This window comes from Corynebacterium sp. HMSC066C02 (assembly GCF_001814945.1).
GTDB lineage: Bacteria > Actinomycetota > Actinomycetes > Mycobacteriales > Mycobacteriaceae > Corynebacterium > Corynebacterium aurimucosum.
In genome coordinates this window covers 180,443-204,273 of sequence record NZ_KV818476.1, presented here as the reverse complement: position 1 = coordinate 204,273, position 23,831 = coordinate 180,443, and the positions used below count along the sequence as shown (strand labels likewise).

Annotated in this window: 25 protein-coding genes and 2 tRNA genes; 10 read left to right on the top strand and 17 right to left on the bottom strand. The window is 60.9% G+C overall.

Translation table 11 applies throughout. The features are described 5' to 3' along the window. Positions 1-85: 85 nt before the first annotated feature. Positions 86-529, bottom strand: a complete 444-nt coding sequence (locus HMPREF2996_RS12180; protein WP_070731498.1) for a nucleoside deaminase — start codon at positions 527-529, stop codon at positions 86-88. 34 nt (positions 530-563) lie between these two features. After that, complete coding sequence (locus HMPREF2996_RS12175; protein WP_070444279.1) at positions 564-1,067, bottom strand: tRNA adenosine deaminase-associated protein; 504 nt, start codon at positions 1,065-1,067, stop codon at positions 564-566. 39 nt (positions 1,068-1,106) lie between these two features. Between HMPREF2996_RS12175 and HMPREF2996_RS12170 the strand changes: the two genes are divergently transcribed. Further along, positions 1,107-2,135, top strand: a complete 1,029-nt coding sequence (locus tag HMPREF2996_RS12170; RefSeq protein ID WP_070444281.1) for a prephenate dehydrogenase — start codon at positions 1,107-1,109, stop codon at positions 2,133-2,135. A 441-nt stretch (positions 2,136-2,576) separates the two neighbouring features. On the opposite strand, the gene HMPREF2996_RS12165 is transcribed toward HMPREF2996_RS12170, so the two are convergent. The 12 genes from HMPREF2996_RS12165 to HMPREF2996_RS12110 form a co-directional block, all read right to left on the bottom strand. Beyond that, entirely contained in the window at positions 2,577-2,765 is a 189-nt protein-coding gene (locus tag HMPREF2996_RS12165) for a hypothetical protein (RefSeq protein WP_070444283.1), read from the bottom strand. 11 nt (positions 2,766-2,776) lie between these two features. After that, complete coding sequence (locus tag HMPREF2996_RS12160; protein ID WP_070731484.1) at positions 2,777-3,895, bottom strand: trypsin-like serine protease; 1,119 nt, start codon at positions 3,893-3,895, stop codon at positions 2,777-2,779. Continuing rightward, entirely contained in the window at positions 3,895-4,800 is a 906-nt protein-coding gene (locus HMPREF2996_RS12155; protein ID WP_070731483.1) for a DUF418 domain-containing protein, read from the bottom strand. The genes HMPREF2996_RS12160 and HMPREF2996_RS12155 overlap by 1 nt, the downstream gene beginning before the upstream one ends. Positions 4,801-4,916: 116 nt before the next feature. Continuing rightward, the gene (locus HMPREF2996_RS12150) at positions 4,917-5,396 is read right to left on the bottom strand and encodes a hypothetical protein (protein ID WP_246823043.1); all 480 of its coding nucleotides are present in this window, start codon (positions 5,394-5,396) and stop codon (positions 4,917-4,919) included. 169 nt (positions 5,397-5,565) lie between these two features. Continuing rightward, a tRNA-Arg gene (locus tag HMPREF2996_RS12145) sits at positions 5,566-5,641 on the bottom strand. Positions 5,642-5,867: 226 nt separating this feature from the next. Beyond that, a complete protein-coding gene (locus tag HMPREF2996_RS12140; RefSeq protein ID WP_070444291.1) occupies positions 5,868-7,442 on the bottom strand; it encodes an SLC13 family permease in 1,575 nt (524 codons plus the stop codon). 340 nt (positions 7,443-7,782) lie between these two features. After that, positions 7,783-8,082: a DUF202 domain-containing protein gene (locus HMPREF2996_RS12135; protein WP_070524591.1), complete on the bottom strand. Its 300-nt coding sequence runs from the start codon at positions 8,080-8,082 to the stop codon at positions 7,783-7,785. Next, entirely contained in the window at positions 8,079-8,441 is a 363-nt protein-coding gene (locus HMPREF2996_RS12130) for a YidH family protein (protein ID WP_046648866.1), read from the bottom strand. The genes HMPREF2996_RS12135 and HMPREF2996_RS12130 overlap by 4 nt, the downstream gene beginning before the upstream one ends. Positions 8,442-8,501: 60 nt before the next feature. Further along, on the bottom strand, positions 8,502-9,185 hold the full coding sequence (locus tag HMPREF2996_RS12125) for a potassium channel family protein (protein ID WP_070444297.1): 684 nt from the start codon (positions 9,183-9,185) through the stop codon (positions 8,502-8,504). A gap of 1 nt (position 9,186) precedes the next feature. After that, positions 9,187-10,551, bottom strand: a complete 1,365-nt coding sequence (locus HMPREF2996_RS12120; protein WP_070444299.1) for a TrkH family potassium uptake protein — start codon at positions 10,549-10,551, stop codon at positions 9,187-9,189. Positions 10,552-10,655: 104 nt separating this feature from the next. Next, complete coding sequence (locus HMPREF2996_RS12115; protein WP_070710745.1) at positions 10,656-12,704, bottom strand: YhgE/Pip domain-containing protein; 2,049 nt, start codon at positions 12,702-12,704, stop codon at positions 10,656-10,658. Beyond that, positions 12,704-15,244, bottom strand: coding sequence for a YhgE/Pip domain-containing protein (locus HMPREF2996_RS12110; RefSeq protein ID WP_070731481.1), 2,541 nt, complete (start codon positions 15,242-15,244; stop codon positions 12,704-12,706). The genes HMPREF2996_RS12115 and HMPREF2996_RS12110 overlap by 1 nt, the downstream gene beginning before the upstream one ends. Before the next feature lie 184 nt (positions 15,245-15,428). Here HMPREF2996_RS12110 and HMPREF2996_RS12105 point away from each other — a divergent pair, with 184 nt between their 5' ends. From HMPREF2996_RS12105 to HMPREF2996_RS12595, 5 genes are all read left to right on the top strand, one after another. Next, a complete protein-coding gene (locus HMPREF2996_RS12105; RefSeq protein ID WP_070710743.1) occupies positions 15,429-15,818 on the top strand; it encodes an NUDIX hydrolase in 390 nt (129 codons plus the stop codon). Positions 15,819-15,879: 61 nt separating this feature from the next. Further along, complete coding sequence (locus tag HMPREF2996_RS12100; RefSeq protein ID WP_070444307.1) at positions 15,880-16,455, top strand: TetR/AcrR family transcriptional regulator; 576 nt, start codon at positions 15,880-15,882, stop codon at positions 16,453-16,455. Further along, positions 16,452-16,814 (top strand): DoxX family protein, encoded by a 363-nt coding sequence (locus tag HMPREF2996_RS12095; RefSeq protein ID WP_070444309.1) that lies wholly within the window; start codon positions 16,452-16,454, stop codon positions 16,812-16,814. The genes HMPREF2996_RS12100 and HMPREF2996_RS12095 overlap by 4 nt, the downstream gene beginning before the upstream one ends. A 163-nt stretch (positions 16,815-16,977) precedes the next feature. Next, on the top strand, positions 16,978-17,145 hold the full coding sequence (locus HMPREF2996_RS12090) for a hypothetical protein (protein WP_246823042.1): 168 nt from the start codon (positions 16,978-16,980) through the stop codon (positions 17,143-17,145). After that, on the top strand, positions 17,132-17,560 hold the full coding sequence (locus HMPREF2996_RS12595; RefSeq protein WP_083276414.1) for a TA system VapC family ribonuclease toxin: 429 nt from the start codon (positions 17,132-17,134) through the stop codon (positions 17,558-17,560). Before HMPREF2996_RS12090 ends, HMPREF2996_RS12595 begins: the two co-directional genes overlap by 14 nt. 60 nt (positions 17,561-17,620) lie before the next feature. Here the strand turns inward: HMPREF2996_RS12595 and HMPREF2996_RS12085 are convergent. Both HMPREF2996_RS12085 and HMPREF2996_RS12080 read right to left on the bottom strand, forming a co-directional pair. After that, positions 17,621-17,709, bottom strand: a tRNA-Ser gene (locus tag HMPREF2996_RS12085). 45 nt (positions 17,710-17,754) lie between these two features. Continuing rightward, positions 17,755-18,909 carry a PucR family transcriptional regulator gene (locus HMPREF2996_RS12080; protein WP_070710415.1) on the bottom strand — a complete coding sequence of 385 codons (1,155 nt, stop codon included), beginning with the start codon at positions 18,907-18,909 and terminating at the stop codon, positions 17,755-17,757. Between the two features lie 113 nt (positions 18,910-19,022). On the opposite strand from HMPREF2996_RS12080, the gene HMPREF2996_RS12075 reads away from it, so the two are divergent. From HMPREF2996_RS12075 to HMPREF2996_RS12060, 4 genes are read left to right on the top strand one after another with little or no spacing between them, the layout of a single operon-like run. Then, positions 19,023-20,420 carry an amino acid permease gene (locus HMPREF2996_RS12075; RefSeq protein WP_083313821.1) on the top strand — a complete coding sequence of 466 codons (1,398 nt, stop codon included), beginning with the start codon at positions 19,023-19,025 and terminating at the stop codon, positions 20,418-20,420. A 13-nt stretch (positions 20,421-20,433) separates the two neighbouring features. Next, positions 20,434-22,107, top strand: a complete 1,674-nt coding sequence (locus tag HMPREF2996_RS12070; protein ID WP_070731479.1) for an alpha-keto acid decarboxylase family protein — start codon at positions 20,434-20,436, stop codon at positions 22,105-22,107. 10 nt (positions 22,108-22,117) lie between these two features. Continuing rightward, on the top strand, positions 22,118-23,176 hold the full coding sequence (gene hisC, locus HMPREF2996_RS12065) for a histidinol-phosphate transaminase (RefSeq protein ID WP_070731478.1): 1,059 nt from the start codon (positions 22,118-22,120) through the stop codon (positions 23,174-23,176). A gap of 21 nt (positions 23,177-23,197) precedes the next feature. After that, on the top strand, positions 23,198-23,569 hold the full coding sequence (locus tag HMPREF2996_RS12060; protein ID WP_070645473.1) for a phage holin family protein: 372 nt from the start codon (positions 23,198-23,200) through the stop codon (positions 23,567-23,569). Here HMPREF2996_RS12060 and HMPREF2996_RS12055 read toward each other — a convergent pair. Further along, positions 23,566-23,820, bottom strand: coding sequence for a MoaD/ThiS family protein (locus tag HMPREF2996_RS12055; protein ID WP_070731497.1), 255 nt, complete (start codon positions 23,818-23,820; stop codon positions 23,566-23,568). The genes HMPREF2996_RS12060 and HMPREF2996_RS12055 overlap by 4 nt on opposite strands. Between the last annotated feature and the right edge of the window lie 11 nt (positions 23,821-23,831).

Here is a 23,831-nt window from a genome sequence, read left to right as displayed (position 1 = left end):
TCCTTACTCTCTACGTCTCTCACGTGGGACACCCAGCCTACACGCGAATCGGAAGGTGGATCCGAGACCACGTCCCAACTCAGGGCTACTCGCTGCTTCCGCGCAGACCCCCGAAGAAGCCTGTGAGCAGCTCCGCGCACTCTTCCTCCAGTACTCCACCGCGTACCTCCGGTACGTGCAGGGCGCCAGGGGCGCGCAATACCTCCACCAGCGAACCGCACGCCCCCATCTTCGGCTCAAAGGCACCAAAGACCACCGAAGACACCCGGGAAGCCTGAATCGCACCAGCGCACATCGCGCAGGGCTCCAAGGTGACGACCAGCTCGCAGCCTTCCAGCCGCCAGCCATCGCCATGCACGCGCACCGCCTGACGGATGGCTTCCACCTCTGCGTGCGCGGTGGGGTCATTCAGCTGTTCGCGGCGGTTAACGCCGGTGGCGAGTTCTTTACCGGAGGCGTCGTACAGCACGGCTCCTACCGGGATATCCCCCGCCGACGTGGTGCGTGCGACCTCCAGGGCGCGACGCATGCGAGACTCCGCGCGGACCAGCCCCGCCGCTGGTTTAAGAATCATCCGAGTCGAGGCCGTCGATGAAATCCTCCAGCTCATCACCAAAGCCCAGCTCGCCGGCGATGCGCAGGAGCATATCGGAAGGCCAGTCCTCATCGTTATCGATGATGTAGCCCACCTGGTCCTCATCGAGGCCGAGGTCCGCGAAGATGTCGAAGTCACCGTCACCGTACGGGTCGGCGTCCTCCCACTCGTCTTCGTCCAAATCCGGGATATCGATATCGCGCAGGTCCAGGAAATCCGCGGCGAAATCGTCTTCGGAGGCATAGGTGGCGTCGGAAAGCAGCATGCGCACATCCCCCGGCACCGGGCGCACGACGACGAAATAATCATCCTCCACGCACAACAGCGCAAATGCCGCTCCCTCCGAACGCAGGTTGCGCACCGCCTTGATGGAGGTGTTGACGTCGGTGAAGTCATCCTTGAAGGGGCGAATCACCCACGCGCCTTCGGCGCTGGTGACGGTGATAGCAAAGGACAGATCGTCGTGGCTCATACCTCGTCAGATTAGTCGGATTGTGCGACAATTGTCACCGTGAGTTCTCAAGATGTTCAACGCCCCGTCTGCATTATCGGCCTCGGTCTCATTGGAGGTTCCCTCCTGCGAGACCTAGCTGCTGCACGCCATTCCGTGTACGGCTATAACCACTCGACTTCTGGTGCGCGAACGGCCATTAAGCAGGGCTATGACGTCACCGATGATCTGCCGGCTATCCTGCGCCGCGCCGAGGAGGACAATGCGCTCATCGTCATCGCGGTGCCCATGGATGCGGTTGCCTCGGTCCTCGACGCCATTCAGGAACACGCCCCGAGCTGCGGGCTGACGGATGTCGTCTCGGTCAAGGCCGAGGTTCGCCAGCTCATCGTGGAGCGCAACATGGAGTCACGCTACGTGGGCGGCCACCCCATGGCCGGCACCTCCAAGTCCGGTTGGGAGAACTCCCACACCGGGCTATTCAACCGCGCTGCTTGGGTTATCACCTACGACTACGCCGCCGAGTGCGACGCACGCGGCGAGCGCATCCCCGCCGAGTGGGAGAACATCTTTGCCGACGTTGTCCGCATGACCCAGATGGTTCACGCGGAAGCGGTTCCGGTACGCGTGGCAAATCACGATGCCGCGGTCGCCCGCATTTCACACCTGCCACACGTGCTGGCGGAGACCCTCGCGGTGGTCGGCGATAATGGCGGCATTCTGGCACAGTCCCTGGCGGCTGGCTCCTTCAAGGACGGAACCCGCGTGGCAGGAACACGCCCGGACCTGGTGCGCCAGATGTGCGAGACCAACTCGACGGCGCTGATCCAGGCCCTCGACGAGGCCCTCGAGTTGCTGCAGGATGCGCGCGACTCGCTGGCCTCGGAGCAGCCTTCCATCGCCGCGCTTGCCGACGCTGGCTTCCGCGCCCGTACCCGCATCGAAGCTCGATCCGGTGCCCGGAAGGAATCGGTCTCCCCGGTGAAGATCTCGTCCCGCCCGGTTCTGCGTTTGCACCCGGGTGCGCCGAACTGGGTGGCGCAGCTGCGCCAGACGGAGTCTTTGGGCGGGCGCATCGAGATTTTCTAACCGGCGGTGGCCTTCTAGGCCTGACCTTTACCCTAGGCAGGCGGTTTTCAACGGGCTCCCACACATGGTTCTCGTCACAAGGTTTGTTTGCCCCCAAACGAACCTTCTACCGGGTTAAAGATGGTTTACTTGCCCCCAAGGGAACCTTTTGACTGGAGACTTCTGAGTGAAGCCTTTTGCGTGCTGCTGGGCATGGGGCAGATAGCAAAAGGCATCTTGCAGATGGCGTCTGTCAAAAGGCGTTTTCTCGCCTGAAAACGCCTTTTGGGGCGTGCAGATGGCGTTTTCAGCCCCAAAGATGCCTTCTAGCGGATGCCTTTTGTGGGGTGCCATCTAGCGACCGACCGTGGAGGAGTGTGCGCGGTGGCGGCGGGCTGTGAAGCGGCGTAGTGAGGTGGCATGGGGCGTCGGGCGGCGAAGTGCGGTGGCGGCGTGGGACGCTTAGTCGCGGAAGGTGTCGTCGCGACGTTTGCGAGCTTGGGACTCATCGCGGGTGATGCCGAGCAGCGGATAGCCGGCCAGGCCTGCCGCTAGGCCCACCGGCAACAACCACAGCATGCCGGAGGCCAACCACAAGACCACGCCGAGGATGGCACCGGCAATCAGACACGGAACGAGTTTCTCCTTCATGGAGATTCAGCCTAGTTGGTACTCCGCGCGGCGACAGACTTGCGGTTGAGCAGGCGCGAGATGATGGCTATGGCGATAAGTCCTACTACCGAAGCAACGCCCGCTGGCCATGCAACCGGGGCGCTGACCTGCATCGTTGTCGGTGGTGCCGGGGAGTTATCGGCGTTGAGGACGCCGTCGGTATCGCGGCCGCTGGTGACGTCCTCGATCCAATCGCGGACCTCGACCACCGACGTAATCGCCGCGGTCGGGGAAGGCAGATCCGGATCCGCGTTCGACGTTCCAGCCGTGGCCACGCCGACGAGGCGACCGTTGACAAAGAACGGACCACCTGAGTCGCCGCCTTGCATGCCCTCACCATTAAGGGACTTCACGTCCATGATGGCAGCGGCAATCATCGGGCCTACTCCCCCGAGTTCACCGGCCGGGATACTTTCCGCGCCGTCGGGTCCAACGGCGATCTCTGGCATGTCGCCGCCTTCCATCACCTGGGGCGCGTCGGATGCGTCGGGGGCGGGAGCGACCATTCCGCCGGGGGCAGGCACAGCCATGTCGCCAGGAGCCATGGCCCCGGAATCGCCCGGCGCCACCGGCGTCATCTTCTCGCCAGACTCGTCTGGGCTTGCCGGTGGGGTGCCACCCGACAGGAGTTCGCCTACTTCCATCTCAGCCATCGGCAGCTGGCCTTTGCGGGCCATGCGGGAGCTGCTGCTCCAGCCGTAGAAGTGGCCTTTCTCACCAGCGGTAGGAACAGCGTCCGCGAGCTTGGCGGGCTTAACGCCCTTGACGGGCTCGGTCAGGTGCATGAGGCCGGCGTCGATAGTCGGCGAAACAGCCCAGGAGTCCACGTCATAGACACGGGTGTCCTTGCCCTGGCCAAAACGTGCCTGCGAGCCCTCGTTGTTGACGGACTCCAAGCAGTGGCGGGCGGTCAGCACCCACTGCTCAGCCACCAGCGTGCCGGTGCAATCACCGAAGCTTCCGATCTTGCCCATGCGCAGCGCAGCCACGGCAGCGCTTTCCTCCGACTGGGGAGCGGGCTGCGCAAACTCCAAGGCCATGGCCGGCGCAGCGCCTAGCCCCACGACCAGAGAGCTGGCCAGGACAGCAGTTATCTTTCGTGCCACCATTACGCGGCCACCTCCTTGATTGCCCAAGACACGACCCTCTCGGCCGGACCCTTTCCACAGAACTTCTTCCACAGCGCGCTCAACAGAAGGAACGCGAGCACAAAGCCTGCTGCTGCCATGGTGTTGTGCAGTGAGACGTGTGCTTGCCAGTAGCGTGCGGTGAGAATATGCAGGATATAGATGGTCAACGACATCGAGCCCAATGCCGCGAAGGGGAAGGTCAAGCGCGGCAGCTGACGGCCGATGATCAAACACAGGTGCAGCACCACCGCGGTGACTGCCACGGAGAGAAGGATTTCACCAAGCACACCCGTATGCCCGGTAAAGCGCAGCCAGCCGGGGATATCCGGGTTGAAGCGCTGCCACAGGCCAATACCGGTGACAACGGCAGCCACCGCGGTCGTGACGATCTGGGTGCGGGTGGGGCGGGTGAGGTAGACGTCGTAAAGCAGCATGCCTGCCACCATGTACGCCAAGAACGCCACGAGGGGGTAGACCTGCGGGAGGGTGTACGGCGCGTAGAGCACCGTGGCGCCCGCGGTGGCCAGCGCGAAGAGCAGAACCTTCCACACGGTAGCCAGCGGTGGGACCCAAGCGGTAAGAGCCATTGCCGCGCCCATCACCACGAGAACGACCTGAATCTCACCACCCACAGGTAGCAAGGCCACACCGATGAGCATGACTATCATACCGCGGGCAACCAGCTTGAGGAAGACCCGCAGCGAGTAGTCGCGAGCAAGAATCATCATCGTGGTACCTGCAATGATGGCGAACCCCGCCGCCGGCAGCCCAGAGAGCACCACTTTGGTGCTCCACACCAGGTTGGCCATGTGCAGAATAATCATCCCGATGATGGCCAAGGAACGAGCAATATCAAGGCCCACTATTCGGGCGCGCGCTGACACCTATTCATCTCCTTGCAGTTGAAAACGTTGAAAGACCGACCAGTGGCTCTGGCCGGTCTTCTAATTTGTGTTCGTTTTCAGCTCTGCGTTTCACTCAGCTCTGCGTGATATGCGTCTCAGCGGCTAAGGGCGATGGATTTCTCATCGCGCACGAGGTAAATGCGCTCAGGGGTTGCGGAGGCATCGGGGTCCACCATCACCGTTACTGGTCTTTGAAGAAAGCCAATGAGAGCCCCGTCCGATTGCGGGCCAAAGCAGATATTGTCCGACATCAAATCCCACGTGATATCTATCTCACTAGCCTCGTTACTCTCAAAATGGAAACCGGCATTATCGCAGGAGAACTCCAAGTACTGGTCCCAAAAGTCCACGTAGAAGGAATCCGGCTGCTGTGCGGACTTCCACTCGGCATTCACCACAAACTCCAACTGCTGCGCATTGGCAGTGACCAGGCCTGCGGGCGTTTGAGTAACGATGTTGCGCTGTGAGGATCCAGCTCCCGCTATGCCCGAGCTCCCCGGCAGCTCCGAGGAGCCAGCAAACGAAAAGAGAGAGGAAATGAAAAGCAGAATAGCGGAGAGAATCGCTTGAATCATGGGCCAAAGTATAGCCCCAGGTGAAGGATCGGTGTTTGCAATCTGTTTGCACCGCGTTTGCACCCACCTCGGTTTACCTGGGATTACTCGGGCCTACTTTTAGGCGACTAAAACGCAAATAAACCCCCAGGCTATCCGGCGTTTGTACCGTTTGACCTGGGGGTTTAGGTGGTGCGCCCGGAGGGATTCGAACCCCCAACCTTCTGATCCGTAGTCAGATGCTCTATCCGTTGAGCTACGGGCGCAGTCCGTTGGTAAGCAGTGCGTGTGCTCTGCTGTGCAACGAGGAATAACTATACCTACGGTCTGAAAAACTAACAAATCAGCAGTTCACGACCATTTTTTCACCTTGAGTTTCGAGCTTCCACTTTACCCACTGTTCACCTAACCGGCAGGAGCCTTGAGCTTAAAACGCACTCTGTCCCCGGCACCGAGTCATCGCTTCGGCGCCAGGGACAGAACTACCAGAAACTAGACCGCCAGGCCGAAGATGGGCACAGCCAACAGATAGACGGTCAGGGTGATGAGGAAGATGCCCAGGATGTTGAGGCCCAGACCACCCTTGATCATCTCACCAATCTTGACGTAGCCGGAGCCGTACGCGATGGCGTTCGGCGGAGTAGCAACCGGGAGCATGAACGCACAGGTTGCAGCCAGCGCCACCGGGATGGTGAGCAGCAGAACGTTGATGTCACCCTCCGCAGTCAGGCCAACACCCACGGCAACACCGCCCATGATCGGGATGAAGGTCGCGGCGGTCGCAGTGTTGGAGGTGATCTCCGTCAGGAAGAGCACGAGAGCGGCCACTGCGGCAACGATGAGAACAGTTGGTAGGACACTGAGTCCCTTGGCCATCTCACCAATCCACAGGGACAGACCGGACTTGTTGAACATGGCCGACAGCGACAGGCCACCGCCGAAAAGAAGGAGCACGTCCCACGGCATCTCGTTGGCGGTCTCCCAGTCTAGAAGGCGAATGCGGCGCTGGTTATCCGCAGGCAGGATGAACAGCAGGATGCCGGCCGCGATGCCCACGATGGCATCGTCGTAGTTCTCGAATTCCTTGAGCACGAGCGGCAGGGTCACCCACGCCGCCGCAGCGAACAAGAAGATAATGCCCGTCATGATCTGGGGACGGGTCCAGGGGCCGAGGGCCTTAATTTCATCGTCGATAAGCTCGCGACCGCCCGGAATTTCGGTCATCTCCGGCTTGAAGACGGTGATGAGCAAAAGCCATGCGATGATCAAGAAGATTGCAGCCAGCGGCACACCAACGGCCATCCAGCGACCAAAGCCCAGGGTCACGTCCCAGGTGTCTGCCATGTAAGCATTGAGGAAGGCATTCGGCGGAGTACCAATAAGGGTTCCCAGCGAACCGATAGATGCAGAGTATGCGATACCCAGCATGAGAGCGGTGGCGAACTTCTTCTGCTTATCCCAGCCGCCGACGGTCTCCGCGGTCAGCGCCAGCACCGAGGTGCCAATCGGCAGCATGACCACAGCGGTTGCGGTGTTAGACACCCACATGGACAAGAAGCCAGTAGCGAGCATGAAGCCCAAAATCAGGCGCTTCGGCGAGGTACCGATCAACTTCACCACGTACAGCGCGAGGCGGCGGTGAAGGTTCCAACGCTGCAGGGACAGTGCGATGAGGAAGCCACCCATGAACAGGAAGATGGTCGCGGACGCATACGGCGCGCCGACTTCCTTGATGGCCCCTACGCCCGCCAGCGGGAAGATGACCAAGGGCAAGAGCGCGGTAGCGGCCAGCGGGATGGCCTCCGTCATCCACCACACGCCCATGAGAATGGTCACGGCCGCCACGGCACGCAGCGCACTCTGGGTGTATTCAACATCATCCTTGGCGCCGGGTGATTGCAACACCGTGTCGACGGCGTTACTAGGGAAGAGAAACCACACAAGTGCGGCGAGGACGAGTCCGACGATAAGGCCAATGGCCATGCGCCGCCATTCGCGTGTATCGACGCCGCGGTCGTCTTCACCCTCCGTGTGTGCGGTTGAGACGTGAGTTTGCGGGGTAGTCATCTGCCCCCTCCTTTTCCTGGTTAACCAGCCCCCATTCAGTTGAGAGAGTTACTGAAATCACTGAATGGGCCTACACGTTCAGGCTATCGAGACCACAGACAGCCAACAAACACTTTCGCCTCATTACCCCCACTAAGGCCACAGATTCACCCCTGTTAGCAAAATCTTTTGCAGATTAGCTGCAAAGAATGCTCACCAATGTGTGGGCAGTCCGCAGCCAATTCCCCTCCCCCAGATCCCCAGACCTCGATCCCGCAACCTGCAGGTGGGCGTCGCCAAGCGCTTGCCGACGCCCACCACCCACCAGGGGGTTGCGGGATCGAGGTCTGGGGGTTTGGCTCTACCAGATAGCGGCAAAGGCAACTGCCCCGAGGAGCATCGTCCCCAGCGCAACGGCGGCAAGCGCCGGAGCTCCGGGCAGGGCAGGTGATTCGGTCCGAGCCAGGATCTCGTCAACATGGCGAAGCTTGGCGGTGGCCAACCACAGCACCACGGCCACCACTACCCCAACAATCAGGGCGGCCCATGGCGCAATGGAACGCACGACGAGCAAACCAGCAACAAGACCTGCGAGCCCCGTGCGCTGCCAGGCTAAGCGGGTGCGCTCGGGTTGGAGGCCGGGATCAAAAAGCTCGCTCACGCTAGCAGCTCGCCCACCAGAATCATCAGGCCGATGATGATCACCACACCAACAATCAACGCCAACGCTGGGCTAGCCGGGAGCGGACGCCCATGGCGCATCGCTCGTTCCGAAGCACCCCAGTGAAACCATGCCACCGCCGGCAGGATTATGGCCACGATCAGCATGATGACGGAAACGACGCGAGTCAGCGTGGTGTTCAGCGGCAGCTCGAAGGTCTCCAGAGCCACACCACCGGCGATAAAGGCCAACGACGTGCGGATCCACGCCAAAAAGGTGCGCTCATTAGCCATGCTGAAGCGCGGGTCGGGTTCCTCCCCTGTTCCATACACCGAGCCCGGGAAACGTGCTTTCGTCATACGCGCCACTGTAGCGCCCCGCTCCTCGCTCCACAGTGCGAGGCACCCCAAGCACCGCGCTTAGGACTGCGAGAAGGCCTCAAGATCCGCTGGGCTACCGGCGACGACGATGAGGTCGCGGTGGGTGAGCTCGGTGCCGTCGACAAGCGGGCGCCACTGGCCAGGCCCCTCACAGCGTGAGATGAGCTGAACGTTGTGCTCTTCCCACACCTGGTGCAGGTTGAGCGGACGCTTGCTTATCGACGCCGGCGGGGTCATCGCCGTCACACCATAGTCGGTGGCGATCTCCGCAAAGTCCTCGAAGCGCCCGCCCAACAGGTGCGCCACGCGGCGGCCCGTATCGCGCTCTGGGCGGATCACGTGGTGCACTCCCAATTGGCGCAGGATACGGGCGTGCGCATCCGAATCTGCCTTGGCCCAGATATCGCCTACCCCCAGTTCCACCAAGTTCGAGGCGGTGAGGATGGAATCTTCCAAATCGGAGCCGATGGCCACGACCACGCGTTCCACTTCATCAACGCCCAGCTGGCGGAGGGCCTCGGCGTCGGTCGTATCCGCGGTCACGGCCTCGGTGAGGTACGCGGCGTGCTCGCGCACGTGCTTCTCCTCGGCATCGATGCCAAGAACCTCCACGCCATGCTCCATCAATTCACGGGCCAGGGAAGAACCGAACCGCCCCATGCCAATGACGACGACCGGCGGAATATTGATGGAAGACTTCTCACGCCGCAGGGCGCTGAACATGTTAGCCAATGAACGGCCTTTCTTCTGGGTAGCGGTAGCGCAGGCTAATAGTCCGGGCGGCCAGTGCCGCCACGAAGGTGGTGGGGCCTACGCGGCCAACGTACATGATGAGACACAGCATGAGCTGTGATGGTGCGGACAAACTTGCGGTAATACCCGTGGACAAACCCACGGTGGCGAAGGCGGACATGACTTCGAAAGTGACCTGGTCCGCGGTGAACTCGGGGTCCCAGATGCGCAGCGTTGCCACGCCTACAGCAACAACGATCATTCCGGCGGCGGTCAGCGCGAGGGCCTGGCGGAAGGTGGACAGCGGCAGGCGACGGTGCCCGATGGAGGTGTCTTCCCGGCCCAAGAATTCAGAGATCATCGCCGCGCCCAGAACGCATGCGGTCGTCACCTTGATGCCACCCGCCGTACCGGCGGAGCCGCCGCCGATGAACATCAGGATATCCGTGACCATCAGCGTCAACGGATGCGCTTCCCCGTAGTCAATGGCGTTGAAACCGGCCGTGCGGGGCGACGCACTCATGAAAAAAGCGTTAGTGAGCTTCTGTCCCAGCGGCATCCCGTGTAGTACCCCAGAGTTTTCTGCGAGGAAGAAAACAACGGTGCCGCTAAGCAACAAAAACGCTGTGGCACCCAGCGTCATCCGGGCGGTCATGGACATGCGGTGAATGCGTGGCGTGCCACCACGCCAGCGTGTTAGCCGTGCGCGGGCCCGTCGCACGAACTCCGCCAGCATGGGATAGCCCAAGCCACCCGTAATCAGGGCGCAGGCGAGGGGCAACAGGATCCAAGCATCGGCGGCAAAGGAAACGACGCTATCGGAATAGGTACTGAACCCGGCGTTGTTGAAGGCCGAAATAGCGTGGAAGATGCCTTCCCACACCGCGCGTCCTGGTGCTACTCCGTGTTCGGTGGCTAAACGCACGCCGATAAATACGGCAACGATGGCCTCGCAGATCAGAGTCATCACCAAGGTAAGCAGCAAGGCGCGGCGAATTCCGCCAGAGACCACGGCGCGGCCCTCCGCAGCACTAGTTCTGCGAGCTTTGAAGCTGATGCGTCCGGTCAGAAGCATGCCCGATAACGACGCCAAACTCATGATGCCGAGGCCGCCCAGCTGGATGAGCGTAATAATGACCACTTGGCCGAAGGGCGTCCAGTAAGTTCCGGTGTCCTCCACCACGAGACCCGTCAAAGAGACTGCCGAGGTAGCCGTAAAAAGTGCCGGCAAGAACGGAGTCCACTGTGGAACGTTGGCGGAAATCGGCAGCATAAGAAGCACCGTTCCCACGAGGATAAGCAGAATAAAGCCCGCGGCGGTGAGCCGAGCTGGGCCCAGGAAATGACCGCGTTTCACAGCGCTTCAGCTTACCGCTGGGTGCCGTTTCACGGGACCCCACTAACCTGTGAGTATCTCCAGAGTTTTATGTAAATAGCATCGGCTGCACCGTGCGGTAAGCACTACATCAGCTTGGTCTTTTCCAAGGTCTCCACCCAGCCATTGGTGAACTTCTCCAGCGGCTTGTGGAAGACCACGCCCAACACGAGCATCGGTACGGCAAAGAGCAAGAGGGCAAGCAGCGACAGCCAGAAGTCACCGTGGTAGGTTCCGGCGATGGCCGCGCGGAAGGCGCGGATGGTGTAGGTCGCTGGCAACCAGGGGCTAATGTTCTGGAACCACTCCGGAAGCACCGGCAATGGGTAAGCACCGCCCGAAGAAGAGACCTGGATGACCAGCATGAGCACCGCTAGCGCCTTGCCCGCGTTGGCAAACGACACCACAAAGGTGTAGCAAATCAGCATAAAGATGAGCGAGCTTATCCAGCCTGCCAGCAGCATGAGGATCGGGTGCGCGGGCTCGATGCCTACGAAGAAGATGAGGCCCAGGATGAGCATCGTCGACTGCACGAGGCCGACCGCCGCGAAAATACCGAAGCGCCCGAAGAAGCGCTGCATCGGCGAATACTTGTCCTTGTCCACAACGTCGGTGCGCACGCTCACTGCGGTCAGCAGCGCACCCACCCACAGCGCCAGGGCGGTGTACATGGGCGTCATGCCGGCGCCGAAGCTCTTGACCGGGTAGACCGCTTGCCTGTCGACGTCCACTGGGGCCGCAATCGCACGCGCCAAGGCGTCCGGATCTGAACCAATAAGGTCCGCGAGTTTCTTCAGATCCCCGGATTCCGCAGCGGAATCGATGTCCTTCTTTAGATCACCAAACTTGTTCGCCTTGTCCTGCAAGCCAGAGGCGAGCTTCTGTACCGCATCCCGGGCATCCGTCAAGGAAGAGGAATCAATGGTGACGGGAGTCTTCGCGGTATCCAGATCCGCGCTTACCTGGCCCAGGGAATTCTGCAGCGCGCGCAAGGATTCACGCAGACCGGAGGTGGAGATTCCCTCCACTGCCTTCTTGGCATCATCGAGGCTGGAGAGATCCGGCTTCGTAGGTTCGGGTGCGTTGGCGGCGGCCGTAAGGCGCGCGTGAAGGGCACGCTCGGCGTCGATAGCGTCCTCGATCCGGCTGAGCGCTTTCTCCTTATCCCCTACGGGAATCGGGAGGGCCTCAATGTGGCCATGCAGGTTCTGGTACTGCGCAATGGTGCCTTCTACCTGGCCGGCCAAGGTGTTGAGCGCGGCGACGCGGTCGGCGCGGGAGGCGGAGGCGTCGTCGTAAAGCGCATCAATGCGTTGGCGCACCACATCATAGCTGGCGCTGGTCGCATCGAGGGATTGTTGCAGCGCATCCGTCGAAACATTGAGTGAGGAGGACTGGACCTCCGGCAGCTCCAGGTCCGCCGAGTCCGCAATGCGCTGGGCGCTTTCCATGAGCGGAACCGCGGTATCCACAAGTCCAGCCAAGGAACGCGCGGTACGTGCCGCCATATCCAGCTGGGTCTGCACACCATCCGCGCGCGCCTGCATCCGGTCCAACACGGCCTTGGTATCGCCCTGGCTCAAGAAGTCGGAGAGTGAGGTAACCAGGTCGAAGGAAACATCGCCGACCGTCGTGGTGAAGGCCTCGGCCACCTGCGCCGACACGCCCTCTGCACCCTGACCTGTAATCTTCGGCGCCAGCGCATTCTTCTTTTCATTCATATAGAAGGACAAATCCGCAGGCTGGGAACCATCCGTGTAGAAGTTCATCATGTCGGTACTGAAATCTTCCGGAAGCACGATGGCTGCGTAATACTCACCGGACTTGGTACCTTCTATCGCCTCATCGGAGGTGGTCACAACCCAATCCAGCTGCTCGTTTGCACGTAGCTCATTGAGCACCTGGTCGCCGACGTTGATGGGCACCGGCAACAGATCGCTTTTGTAGCCGGTGTCCTTGCTGGCCACCGCCACCTTGAGCTGGCTGGTGTTATCGAAGGGATTCCAGCTGGCCAGAACGTTAAACCAGGTGAACAGCATCGGGATAACGACGAGGCCCACGAGCATCACCGCGCTCATCACGTTGCGGCATGCGGTGCGCATGTCATTCAGAAAAAGATCGAGTGTTCCACGCATTAGTTATCCCCCTCCGTGGACTCCGCGCCAATGCGCGCTGGATGTTTGATGTCATCCTCATCCAACGTCACCAGCTCTGCGGACTGCTTCAGGCTAATGCGCAGGTACTCCAGGGTGACCGCGGCGATAATGATGAGGAAGCACCATGCCGTCCAAATAGCCAGAAGCAGCGGCTTCTGGTCGGGCAAGAGACCCGAGACGACGATGAGGATCACCACTCCGATAACACCGGCGATGCCCACCAGCTTGAGCCAATAGCCCCAGTTGTGCGCGCGGCGGTCCAGATCCTTCTTCAGGCCACTGCGGCTATCCAGCGCCTGGATGACGTCCGCGATGCGGTAGCCGGAGCCCACAACCTGCACGTTTTCATAGTCAAAGAGCTCAGTGTCCCGCAGCTCGCGGTTGAAGATGACATTGAAGTGCGCCAACGCCTTACGCAGCAGCAGGCCGAAGACGAAGAACAGAATGAACATGAAGGCGAGCACGGCCATGTTCTTGAAATAGTGGTTCCCATAGAACCCACCGATGGTTTCGCGCATGGCATCGATGCCGTACGTGAATGGCAGTAGTGGGTAGATGGTGTGGAAGAAGTTGGGCAAAAGCTCAATCGGGTACAGGCCCGAAGCACCCGGAATCTGGATAATGACAAAGACCACGCAGAGGCCACGTCCCAGGTGTCCCAGGGATGAGGACAGTGCGTAAATAATGCTCAAGTAGGCCAGTCCCACGAGTATGCCTGTCAGGACGAAAGCCGGCGCATTCACGGTCTGCACGCCAATGAGCAGATCACCGACGGTCACCGTGATGGCCTGGATGATAACCATCAACGCCATGAGGAGGAAGCGGCCCAAGTAGGCCTGGCCCACTGTGACGCGGTCGAAGCCTTCCTTATCCACCTCGACCCGGAAGATCACCATGAGGACGAAGGCACCAATCCACAGGGAGAGGTTGGTAAACAGCGCCGCCATGGCGGAGCCGTAGCTGTCCACCGGGTACACGGTTTCGGTCTTCAGCTCGATGGGTTCGGCAAAGAACCTACCGATTTCTTCCGCATCCAGCCCGGTGACATCTTGAACGACCTTGGAGTTCATTGCGGCTCGCAGCGAGCCCACATCACCCTGCATCGCGCGCAAACTGTCCTGCAGGGCAAGGAGGTTGGCATCGAAATCGGACAAGGTGTCCTTCGTGGCACGCAGCTGCTGGGCCACACCATCTAGGAGACCGTCTGCCTCCTGCATGGTGCCCTTCTGGGCTTCCAGGGTGGAGCTCAAAGCGCTCGCCATGGAGCTCAGGTTGCTCATGGCACGGTTGATTTCGGGCACGGCGGACGTCACGGTATCGCGCAGCGTCTGCGAGGTGGCCTTGGTATCGGCCGCCGCCTGATTAATGGCCTCCGCGCTAGCCTGCACGTTATCCGCCGCGGCCTGCGTATCCTTGCTCAGCGCACTGAGGTTTCCCACCAACTGGCGGTTGGATTCATTACCCTCATCAAGGCGCTGGATGGCGTCATCAATTTCCTTAGCCACCTGCGGTGAGAGTGTTGCGGAATCGCGCAGGGCTTTAAGCTGCGCAATCGATTCTGCGCTCGCATCAATGGCGGTATTAGCCCGCTGCGTGGCGTAATCGAAGCGGTCACCGGCCTGGTTCAGGCCAGCGGTGACATCAGCGATGGATTCCTGCGCCTGGGCGGTGCCGTCCGCCACCGCAGTCGCACCGTTGACGAAGGCGCCGGTGGTCTGGTCGGTGAAGTCCCCAATACCACCTTGGGCCTCCTCGACCAGGGAGGAGACCTCGGCGAGGGCGGTTTGGGCGTCGCCCAGCGCAGCACTCACATTGGCCACCGTAGACTTAGCTCCCAACGTGGAGTCAGCAGCGGCGTCAAGCTTTCCCTGGATCCGCGCGAGGTTCTCGCGGTTGCCGTCAATCTCCTGCGCGGTCTCCCCAAAAGAGGAGCTGGTGTTGTTCATCGCGCGCGTGACTTTTCGCTCAAAGTCGGTACCGGTGTCCTTGACGTTCTCCGCAGCGACGGTGGCCACCTGCTCCTTAAAGGCCGCCGTGATCTGCTTGTCCAGACCATTGGCACCGGTATCCGTGATCTTGACGGCGATGGCGTTGTTCTTCTCGTTGACGCGGTAGACCAGCTGCGGCTGCGTGAACTTCCCGTCGAGCATGCTCACGAGGTTCTCACTGAAGTCCTCCGGAATCGTCACCGAGGCATACACGTCTCCCTCTAAAAGGGCTTTCTCGGCTTCGTCGCGCTCAAGGAATTGCCAGCCTATCTGGTCATTCTTTTTCAGTTTCTCAATGACCTCGCTGCCGACATCAATGTCCCCAGTGAGCTCATTGTTAGCACCCTTGTCCTCGTTGACCACGGCCACCTTAATGTTGTTGGTATGGCCATAAGGGTCACGAAAAGCCGCGATGTTCACCCATGAATACAACGCGGGGGTGATGATGAGTCCGATGAGGATGATCCACGCCCTGGGGACGCGGCCAAGCCTGGCTACATCTCTGATAAAAATCTTCCAACTTTGGCGCACTGAAGGCAGTGTACCCGTTGAAGCTTCGAGTCTCTAACCTGCCGAAACCCATAACGTAATTTCCATGATTAACAATTAAAGGTTGATATGGTTTGCTAAAACAAAACCCTTGCCCACACCCCGCCAACTTGTATTGATAAACAAATTTTTCTAGCACTTTCACTACCCACTACAATCGGCGGCCATGATTGAAGTCGCAGCCGTCGTCATCCGCAACCCGCAAGGCCACGTGCTTACCGTGCGCAAGAAGTCCTCCAGCAAATACCAGCTGCCCGGCGGCAAGCCTGAGGCGGGCGAAGCGCTTGTCGACGCCGCCCTGCGCGAAGTCGCCGAAGAAGTAGGCCTCACCCTCGACGCCGAGAGCCTCAACGAACTCGGCACCTTCGACGCTCCCGCCGCCAACGAACCGGGCGAGGTCGTCGTCGGCACCATCTTCACCTGCACCCGCACGGTCACCGCCGACGAACCCCATGCGGCCGCCGAAATCGGCGACACCGCCTGGGTCAACCCAGCGGCCCCCGACCGCGAGCTTGCGCACCTGTTGCGTGACCGCGTCTTCCCCGCGCTGACCTAGTTGCAATCACCAACACTCTGACGCCATTGACCCTGAAACTGTCAAGCGCTACTCTTTGAACATGTTCACTGAACACGTTCACTCATCACGCTCGGCCGCCAAAGCTGGCACCGACAGCAAGGTCCTAGCCACCGCCTATGACCTCTTCCTCACTCAGGGCTACGCCACCACCAGCATCCGGACTATCGCATCCGAAGCTGGCGTCAGCGTGGGAACCGTCATGGGAGTCGGCGACAAACAAACGCTGCTCATCCACACCATTGGCCAACGCATTTCAGAACTCCACGACGACATCCGGGGACAATCCGATAGCCTCCTCGACGTCCTCGAACCATTCCTGCAGATGTTCACCGGCCACGATGAACTCTCCCGCGCGTTCGGCGCGGCGCTCATCCAACAAGGCAACCAAGGTAAGGCACTCACCGCGCTCAAAGCGCTCCTAACCGATGAAATCGCCCTGCGCCTTGGCTCCAGACTCAACAGCGACGATGCGGCCGAGTACTCCAACCTGCTGTACAACGTCTACCTCGGCTTACTCATTGGCTGGGCCGCCGGAATCTACGACACCGAGCACCTCACATCCCAAGCCGCCTCATCGATCGAACGCCTCAACACCGCATTCGGAGTAACCCAATGATCCTAGAATCCTCCCCCGCTTGGCCCTCCCTACTACTAGCAGCCATTCTGCTTGGCGACGCCGCCCTCTCCCTCAAACCAGTCCCCTTCATCGAAGCCTGCCTCAGCGGCGTCAAACTCCCCAAGGACTGGTGGTGGGCGCTCATTGTCATCAAGTGCCTCGCCGCCGCAGGACTCATTGCCGGCCTCTGGTTCCCCGGCGTAGGAATCGCAGCCATGGTTGGCGTCATCGCCTATTTCTGCGCGGCCGCAGCAGCCCATGCCCACGCCCACTTCCTCGGTAGCGCATTCTGGATTAACTGCTTAGGCATGCTCGCGCTCTCAATCGGCGTGCTCACCCTGACGCTCGCACTGAATTAAGACACCAGTCAACCTTTCACGGCTTCCTGAAGGCAGATACATCATTTCACCTCTTGATTGATGACTTGATGCTTTCTACCCTAAAGGTATGTGTACCACGATAAACCTCCCCCCGAAACTCCTTGAAGAAACGAAGGTCCAAGCCAAAGCCAACAATGTCACTTTGAGCTCATACGTCGAAGAGGCGGTCCGCGCTGCCCTCAAGAAGGAATCCCGCATCAGTACCGAAGACACCCCCGTTAACCTGCCCTCCTTCGATTGCGGCGGACCGGCTCTAGTTGATCTCAGCGACAAAGAAGCTGTGTGGGCGGTGCTCGATGATCATTCCTGATGTCAACATTCTCGTTTATGCCTTCCACTCCGCTGCACCGCAACATAAACCCGCTCAACAATGGTTAAGTAGTGCTCTAAATCGACATGAAACAATTGGACTCCTGGATGTTGTGGCAACGGGCTTTCTTCGAGTCATGACGAACCACAAGCTTTTTCACAAACCACTTACCGCCCAGCAAGCGCTGACTGCACTCAATACCATTTTAGAAGCCCCAAACGGCACCCTTTTAAGCTCCAGCCCAGGAACCTGGACAACCTTCACTGAATTGGCGCGCTTGCACAAACTTAAAGCCAGCGACATCCCCGATGCCTGGATAGCTGCGGCCGTAATAGAAGAAGAAGCAACCCTACTGAGCCAAGATCAGGGCTTTGCCCGCTACCGAGATCTGCGCTGGCACCCGCTTCCAGAATGACAACAACAAAACGCAGAACCCGAGCCACCGGTGAAACGATGACTCGGGTTCTGTAGTTTGCGGAGACGAGAGGATTTGAACCTCCGGACCTACGCAAGTAAGTCAACTCCTTAGCAGGGAGCCCCATTCGGCCGCTCTGGCACGTCTCCAGCGATTCGCAATGAACCGTCCATCACTCTACCTGAGCGCTTCCCCTATGGACAAAATCGGGCTTCCCTATTCTTTCCCTGAAGCGCCGCATGCAGCTTGAGGGCCACGTAGAGAGCCGCGCAACGCCAGCCGTCATCCAGCACGCCGGGCCCGAGAATCTCACGCACGCGGTCTAGGCGGTAGTGCAGCGTGGCGCGGTGGATGTAGAGCGCATTAGCGGTCGCAGAAACGTTGCGGGAATGCTCAAAATAGGTCAGCAGGGTGTGCCAGTAGGAGTTGCGGGGGTCGTCGAGAAGCACCGCGGCATCCGGGCTCATCGCCACCACCGTCGCGGGGGTCAGCTCCCACCCGCGCAGCAGGCGCCACGCGCCGGCCTCCTCCCAGCGCAGTGAATCCTGGCCGCAGAGCTTGGCCACGTCCGCCATGAGTCGCGCCTGCGGGGCCGTCGGCGCCGAGCCGCGCGCCACTACCTCGGCGCCGGCGACAAGCGCGGCACTCTGTAGCTCCTCCATGAGGGCCTCGGTGTCCTTGTCATCGCGCCGGCACTCAACGAGCACGAGGGAATCATGAGAGTCCGCGACCAAGAAGGGCCGGCGCACCAACGGGCGGGCAAGTTCCACGGCCACCGCGCGCTGATCGCCTTCCACCAGCACGCGATGCACGGTCAGCTCGCCATCAGAGGGCAAAAGATCGCGCTCCCGCGCACCCGCCAGCGCGGCAGGATCACCGGTGAGCACCTCGCGAGCCAGCTCGCCGAGCTGTTGGGCGCGGGCGGCGAGGGGCGCATCGCGTTCGTCGATAAGCCTGGCTAGCGGAGCCGTTAAAGAACCGAGGCGGACCAGGGAAGCATCACCCAGCGCGGGCTCATCAATAATCCACAGGTAGCCCACGAGCCGATCCTCATGACGCAGGGGGATGACTACGCGGGCCAGCATGTCATAGCGCGGGTTGGCGGGCAGGCGAACCGGCAGCACAGCCTCTTGAATACCGAAGCTCAACATCCACGGGATCGGCTCTGGGGGCGGGGTGCGGTTAAGAATAGAGGCCGCACGGTTCTTATCGATGGCACCAATCTGGGCACTGGCGACAATCACCGCGATGGCGGGGGTAGTCACCTCGACGGAGCGCTGCAGGATCTGGGCGCATTCGTCGACGATATCCTGAATGCTCGTCAGCTGCGGGGGTGTCACTTTTGACATATGTCAAAGATACTTCCGAATATTGTCTAGTGACAAACAAAACTGTGGTGCGCAATAATCTCCTACAGTTCAATGACTCACGTCACAGATATACGTTCATGAAGGGCGTCTACATGACCACAACCAACAATTCCGTCAGGGCACAGGACGTTGTCGCCAGCGACAACGCCAGTACAGACGACGGCCTGCAGCGCGGCATGAAGTCGCGCCATCTGCAGATGATCGCTTTTGGCTCGTGCATCGGCACGGGCCTCTTCTTAGGCTCCGGCGCCTCCATCCAGGAGGCCGGTCCGGGTGTTATCGCCGCCTATGCCATCGGCGGTTTCATCATCTTCCTCATCATGCGCATGCTCGGTGAGATGGCCGTGGAGCACCCCGTCGCCGGCTCTTTTAGCGCCTACGCCCGCGAATACATCGGCCCCATCGCCGGCTTTGTCACTGGTTGGAACTGGTGGTTTACCACCATCGTTGTCGGCATGGTGGAGCTTACCGCCGCTGGCACCATCATGGATTTCTGGTTCCCCGGCATCCCGCACTGGCTCACCGCCCTCGTCGCTCTCGTCATCGTCACCGCCATCAACCTGGTGCACGTCGGCGCCTTCGCCGAGGCAGAATTCTGGCTTTCGCTCATCAAGGTTGCCGCGCTCATCCTCATGATCGTCGTCGGCGCGGCCATCATCTTTGGCCTCACCCCGGAGCCGGCCCTGGGCTTAAGCAATATCACCGAGCACGGCGGTTTCTTCCCCAACGGTGCCTCCGGTGTGCTCTTTTCCCTCGTCGCTGTTATTTTCTCCTTCGGCGGCATCATCTCCATCGGCACCGCCGCGGGCGAGGCGCAGGATCCCGCTAAAAGCCTGCCCAAGGCCATCAACAACGTGATCTGGCGCATCCTCATCTTCTACGTCGGCGGCATCGGCATCATCGTGCTGCTCGCTCCGTGGAACGAACTCGATACTTCCACCTCACCCTTCGTACGCGCGCTGAGCACCCTAGGTATCACGGCTGCCGCCACGGGCCTCAACCTCATCGTGCTCGTCGCCGCCGTCTCCGTGTTCAACACCATGACCTTCTCCGGCGCGCGCATGTTGCGGGATCTCTCCCGCGGCGGCCAAGCTCCGCCCTTCTTCAACTCCGTCAGCGCTAAGGGCGTGCCGGTTCGCGCCCTGCTCTTCAACTCCCTGCTCATGGGTTCTGCCGTGCTGCTTAATTTCCTCTTCGAGGGCAAAATCCTGATTGTTCTCCTCGCCATCATCGTGGGCGCGGAGCTCATCTCCTGGTCCGCCATCGCCGTAGCTCACCTGAACTTCCGCAAACGCTGCCCGGATGCTGCTTTCCGCGCGCCCCTCTACCCCATCGCTAACTACCTGTGCTTGGCCTTCTTCGCCCTCGTCATCGCTTTGATGTTCATGCTGCCGGACTACCGCACCGGTGCCATTGTCCTACCCTGTTGGATTGTGACCTTGGCACTCATCTGGCTGGGGAAGAAGCGCCACGACGCACGAAACACATAGAAAGGACCCTCTCATGCAGACCACCATTGGTGATTTCATCCTGGACCGCCTCAAGGCCATCGGTATTACTGAAATCATCGGCGTGCCCGGTGATTTCAACCTGAGCTTCCTCGAGCAGATCGAGGCCTCCGAGGGCATCCGCTTCGTCGGCGCCTGCAACGAGCTCAACGCCGCCTATGCCGCTGACGGCTACGCCCGCCAACGCGGCGTGGGCTGCCTGCTCACCACCTATGGCGTGGGCGAGCTTTCCGCGCTCAACGGCATTGCGGGCGCACGTGCCGAGCACGTCCCGCTGGTGTCGTTGGCAGGCGCGCCGCCGCAGTATGCGACCGAATTCCGCTGGAACCTGCACCACTCGCTTGCCGACGGCGACTTTGCCAACATGCTCGATTCCTTCGCGCCCTTCACCGAAGTGGCCACGCGCGTGTCCCCCATGAACGTGGTCGAGGAATTCGACCGCGCCCTGCACACCTGCCTGCGCGAGAAGCGCCCGGTGCACATCCAGATTCCTTCCGATATCACTCACCTGACCATCGAGGTCCCCGACGAGCCTTTCTCCACCGAACTCGCCCCCTCCGATCCGGAGCGCCTGAACGCTGCCGCGGACTACGTGCTGGAGCACTTGGCGAAGGCCAAGGACCCGATCATCCTCATCGATCAGGACACCAACCGCCACGGTTTCACGGAGAAGCTCCGCGCCATCATCGACAAGGCCCAGCTGCCTTACTCCCAGCTTTCCTCCGGCAAAGCCATCCTGTCTGAGCGCCACCCGCTGTTCATCGGCACCTATAACGGCGCGGCCTCCGCACCGGGCGTGCAGGAGCGCATCGAAAAGTCCGACTTCCTGGTCACCACGAACCCGCGCTTCATCGAGGTCAACTCCGGCTCCTTCACCCACAATCTGGCCGATGCCCGCGTCTATAACTTCGGCGACCAGCACCTCAACGCCGACGGCGAGTTCTTCGTGGGCATCAATACGCTGGAGCTTCTCGACGTCCTCCTCGACCGCATCCAGGAAGCCGAGGCGTCGCCAAGCGCGGCCTTCGAACCCGAGCCCTTCGAGCCGAACCCGGATGCCCCGCTGACCCAGGAGCGCATCTGGCCGCAGATGCTCGGCTTCATCCAAGACGATGACGTGGTCATCGCCGAAGCCGGCACCTCCAACATTGGCTTGGGCCAGCAGCGCATGCCCGAGGGCGTGCAGTACATTAACTCCACCATTTGGGGCTCCATCGGCTTTACCCTGCCCTGCGTGCTGGGCTCACAGCTGGCCAACCCGGAGCGCCGCCATGTTCTCTTCATCGGTGATGGCTCCTTCCAGCTCACCGCCCAGGAGCTGTCCACCATCCTGCGCCAGGACTTGAAGCCCATCATCGTGTTGGTGAACAACGATGGCTACACCATCGAGCGCTACATCTTGGGCATGGAGCGCGAATACAACGAGATTCAGATGTGGGATTACACGGCTCTGCCGAAGGCCTTCATGAAGGACACCACGATGGAGTCCTACGTGGCCTCAACCGAAGGCGAGCTGGCGAAGGCCCTAGACGACATCGCTGCTCACCCAGAGCGCGGCGCCTTCCTTGAGGTGCGCCTTGATGCTTTCGACGCGCCGAAGGGCCTTCAGGCCTTCGGGCCGCAGACCGCTGACTTCGACTTCGGGCCTCGTGGGCCCCGCAACGCCTAAGGTAGAAAACATGATTCGACCAGACCTTTCCTCCCTGCCCGCCTACGTTCCCGGAAAGAACGCCGAGCACGCCTTGAAGCTCTCCTCCAATGAGGCAACTCAGGAGCCGCTGCCCGGCGCGCTCAAGGCCATGGAAGCTGCAGCCGCGCACGTCAACCGCTACCCGGATATGGGCGCGGTGGAAATCCGCAAGGCGCTCGCCGAAAACCTCGGCGTCACACCGGAGCAGGTCACCTGCGGCGCGGGTTCCTCCGCCATCTGCCAGCAGCTGGTGCAGATCACCTCGGTGCCCGGTGATGAGATTGTCTTCCCCTGGCGCTCCTTCGAGGCTTATCCCATCTTCGCGCAGGTCGTGGGCGCTACCCCGGTCAAGGTCCCGCTCACCGCGGATCACCGCGTGGACTTGGAGGCCATGGCGGCTGCCATCACGGACAAGACCCGCCTGATCTTCGTGTGCAACCCGAATAACCCCACCGGCTCCATCATCACCAAGGAGGAGCTCGACGCCTTCCTGGCCAAGGTCCCGAAGGACGTCATCGTGGCGCTCGATGAGGCCTACATCGAGTACAACCGCAACGACGCCGTCCCGCTGGCCACCGACTACGTCCACACTCACGACAACGTCATTGGCCTGCGCACCTTCTCCAAGGCCTATGGCCTGGCCGGCATCCGTTTAGGCTATGCCTTCGGCAACGCCGAGATCATCGAGGCGCTAAGCAAGGTGGCCATCCCGTTCTCCGTGAACTCGGTGGCACAAGCTGGCGCTGTGGCCTCGCTGTCCGCCCAGAAGGAGCTGCGTGAGCGCACCGACGAGACCGTGGAGCAGCGCGACCGCCTGGTGGAGCACTTCGCCGACTTTGGTGTGCCGGAATCCCAGGCCAACCACATCTGGTTCGCCGCCGACTCCATTGCGAAGCTGGGCTCCCCGCAGGACGTTGCTGCACAGCTTGCCGAGAATGACGTTCTCGTCCGCGCCTTCCCTGAGGGCGTGCGCGTCACCGTGACCACAGCTGAGGAAACCGACGTGCTGCTTAAGGCGTGGGACGCTGCCTTCGCTGCAGAGGAGTAGTTTCCGCGTTAGAGTGCAGTTGTGAAGACATTTATCAATTTTGCACTCAACGTCATTGCCGTCGCGGTGGCCTTCTGGGCCGTGGTGGCGATTGTCCCCGGAATCGACATCGTCCCCGCTAGCACCCAGAATTTCCTGCTCATCGCGGCGGTCTTCATCATCGTCAATGAGGTCGTCACCCCGGTGCTCCGCTTCCTCGGCGCCCCGCTGACCTGCCTCACCCTGGGCCTCTTCGCGCTCGTCATTAACGGCGCGGTCCTGCTCCTCGTCAGCGCGCTAATGGATTCACTCGTCATCGACGGCTGGGGCGCCGCCATCATCGGCGCGATTGTTCTCGCGATCGTTTCCGGCGTGGTGAACTTCTTCACCAGCCCGCTGCGAACTCGACACTAACCCCCAGCGAAAGGCGGGAGGACGTCGACGCGGGAGGCGTCGGCAAGCACGGCGTCCTCGGTAGCGCTCGCGCCATCCACCAGGAAGGTGCAGCGCTCCAGCACCTCCGCAAAGCTCATTCCGGCCTCGGTGCTGCCGGTATGCTGAGCACGCAACACGTCCAGCAACTCCTCCAGCGTCGCTGCCTGCGCTGTGTCCTGCGCGCGCCCCGCGGCGGCGCGGGCTGCGGCAAAGTAGTGTATGTCAACCATGGTTGCCACTA

Bases quoted from the DNA above. Each gene is read 5' to 3' on its own strand.
- HMPREF2996_RS12180 (WP_070731498.1), bottom strand. From the start codon at position 529: ATGCGTCGCGCCCTGGAGGTCGCACGCACCACGTCGGCGGGGGATATC.
- HMPREF2996_RS12175 (WP_070444279.1), bottom strand. From the start codon at position 1,067: ATGAGCCACGACGATCTGTCCTTTGCTATCACCGTCACCAGCGCCGAA.
- HMPREF2996_RS12165 (WP_070444283.1), bottom strand. From the start codon at position 2,765: ATGAAGGAGAAACTCGTTCCGTGTCTGATTGCCGGTGCCATCCTCGGC.
- HMPREF2996_RS12160 (WP_070731484.1), bottom strand. From the start codon at position 3,895: ATGGTGGCACGAAAGATAACTGCTGTCCTGGCCAGCTCTCTGGTCGTG.
- HMPREF2996_RS12150 (WP_246823043.1), bottom strand. From the start codon at position 5,396: ATGATTCAAGCGATTCTCTCCGCTATTCTGCTTTTCATTTCCTCTCTC.
- HMPREF2996_RS12140 (WP_070444291.1), bottom strand. From the start codon at position 7,442: ATGACTACCCCGCAAACTCACGTCTCAACCGCACACACGGAGGGTGAA.
- HMPREF2996_RS12130 (WP_046648866.1), bottom strand. From the start codon at position 8,441: ATGACGAAAGCACGTTTCCCGGGCTCGGTGTATGGAACAGGGGAGGAA.
- HMPREF2996_RS12125 (WP_070444297.1), bottom strand. From the start codon at position 9,185: ATGTTCAGCGCCCTGCGGCGTGAGAAGTCTTCCATCAATATTCCGCCG.
- HMPREF2996_RS12115 (WP_070710745.1), bottom strand. From the start codon at position 12,704: ATGCGTGGAACACTCGATCTTTTTCTGAATGACATGCGCACCGCATGC.
- HMPREF2996_RS12105 (WP_070710743.1), top strand. From the start codon at position 15,429: ATGATTGAAGTCGCAGCCGTCGTCATCCGCAACCCGCAAGGCCACGTG.
- HMPREF2996_RS12100 (WP_070444307.1), top strand. From the start codon at position 15,880: ATGTTCACTGAACACGTTCACTCATCACGCTCGGCCGCCAAAGCTGGC.
- HMPREF2996_RS12095 (WP_070444309.1), top strand. From the start codon at position 16,452: ATGATCCTAGAATCCTCCCCCGCTTGGCCCTCCCTACTACTAGCAGCC.
- HMPREF2996_RS12595 (WP_083276414.1), top strand. From the start codon at position 17,132: ATGATCATTCCTGATGTCAACATTCTCGTTTATGCCTTCCACTCCGCT.
- HMPREF2996_RS12080 (WP_070710415.1), bottom strand. From the start codon at position 18,909: ATGTCAAAAGTGACACCCCCGCAGCTGACGAGCATTCAGGATATCGTC.
- HMPREF2996_RS12075 (WP_083313821.1), top strand. From the start codon at position 19,023: ATGACCACAACCAACAATTCCGTCAGGGCACAGGACGTTGTCGCCAGC.
- HMPREF2996_RS12070 (WP_070731479.1), top strand. From the start codon at position 20,434: ATGCAGACCACCATTGGTGATTTCATCCTGGACCGCCTCAAGGCCATC.
- hisC (WP_070731478.1), top strand. From the start codon at position 22,118: ATGATTCGACCAGACCTTTCCTCCCTGCCCGCCTACGTTCCCGGAAAG.
- HMPREF2996_RS12055 (WP_070731497.1), bottom strand. From the start codon at position 23,820: ATGGTTGACATACACTACTTTGCCGCAGCCCGCGCCGCCGCGGGGCGC.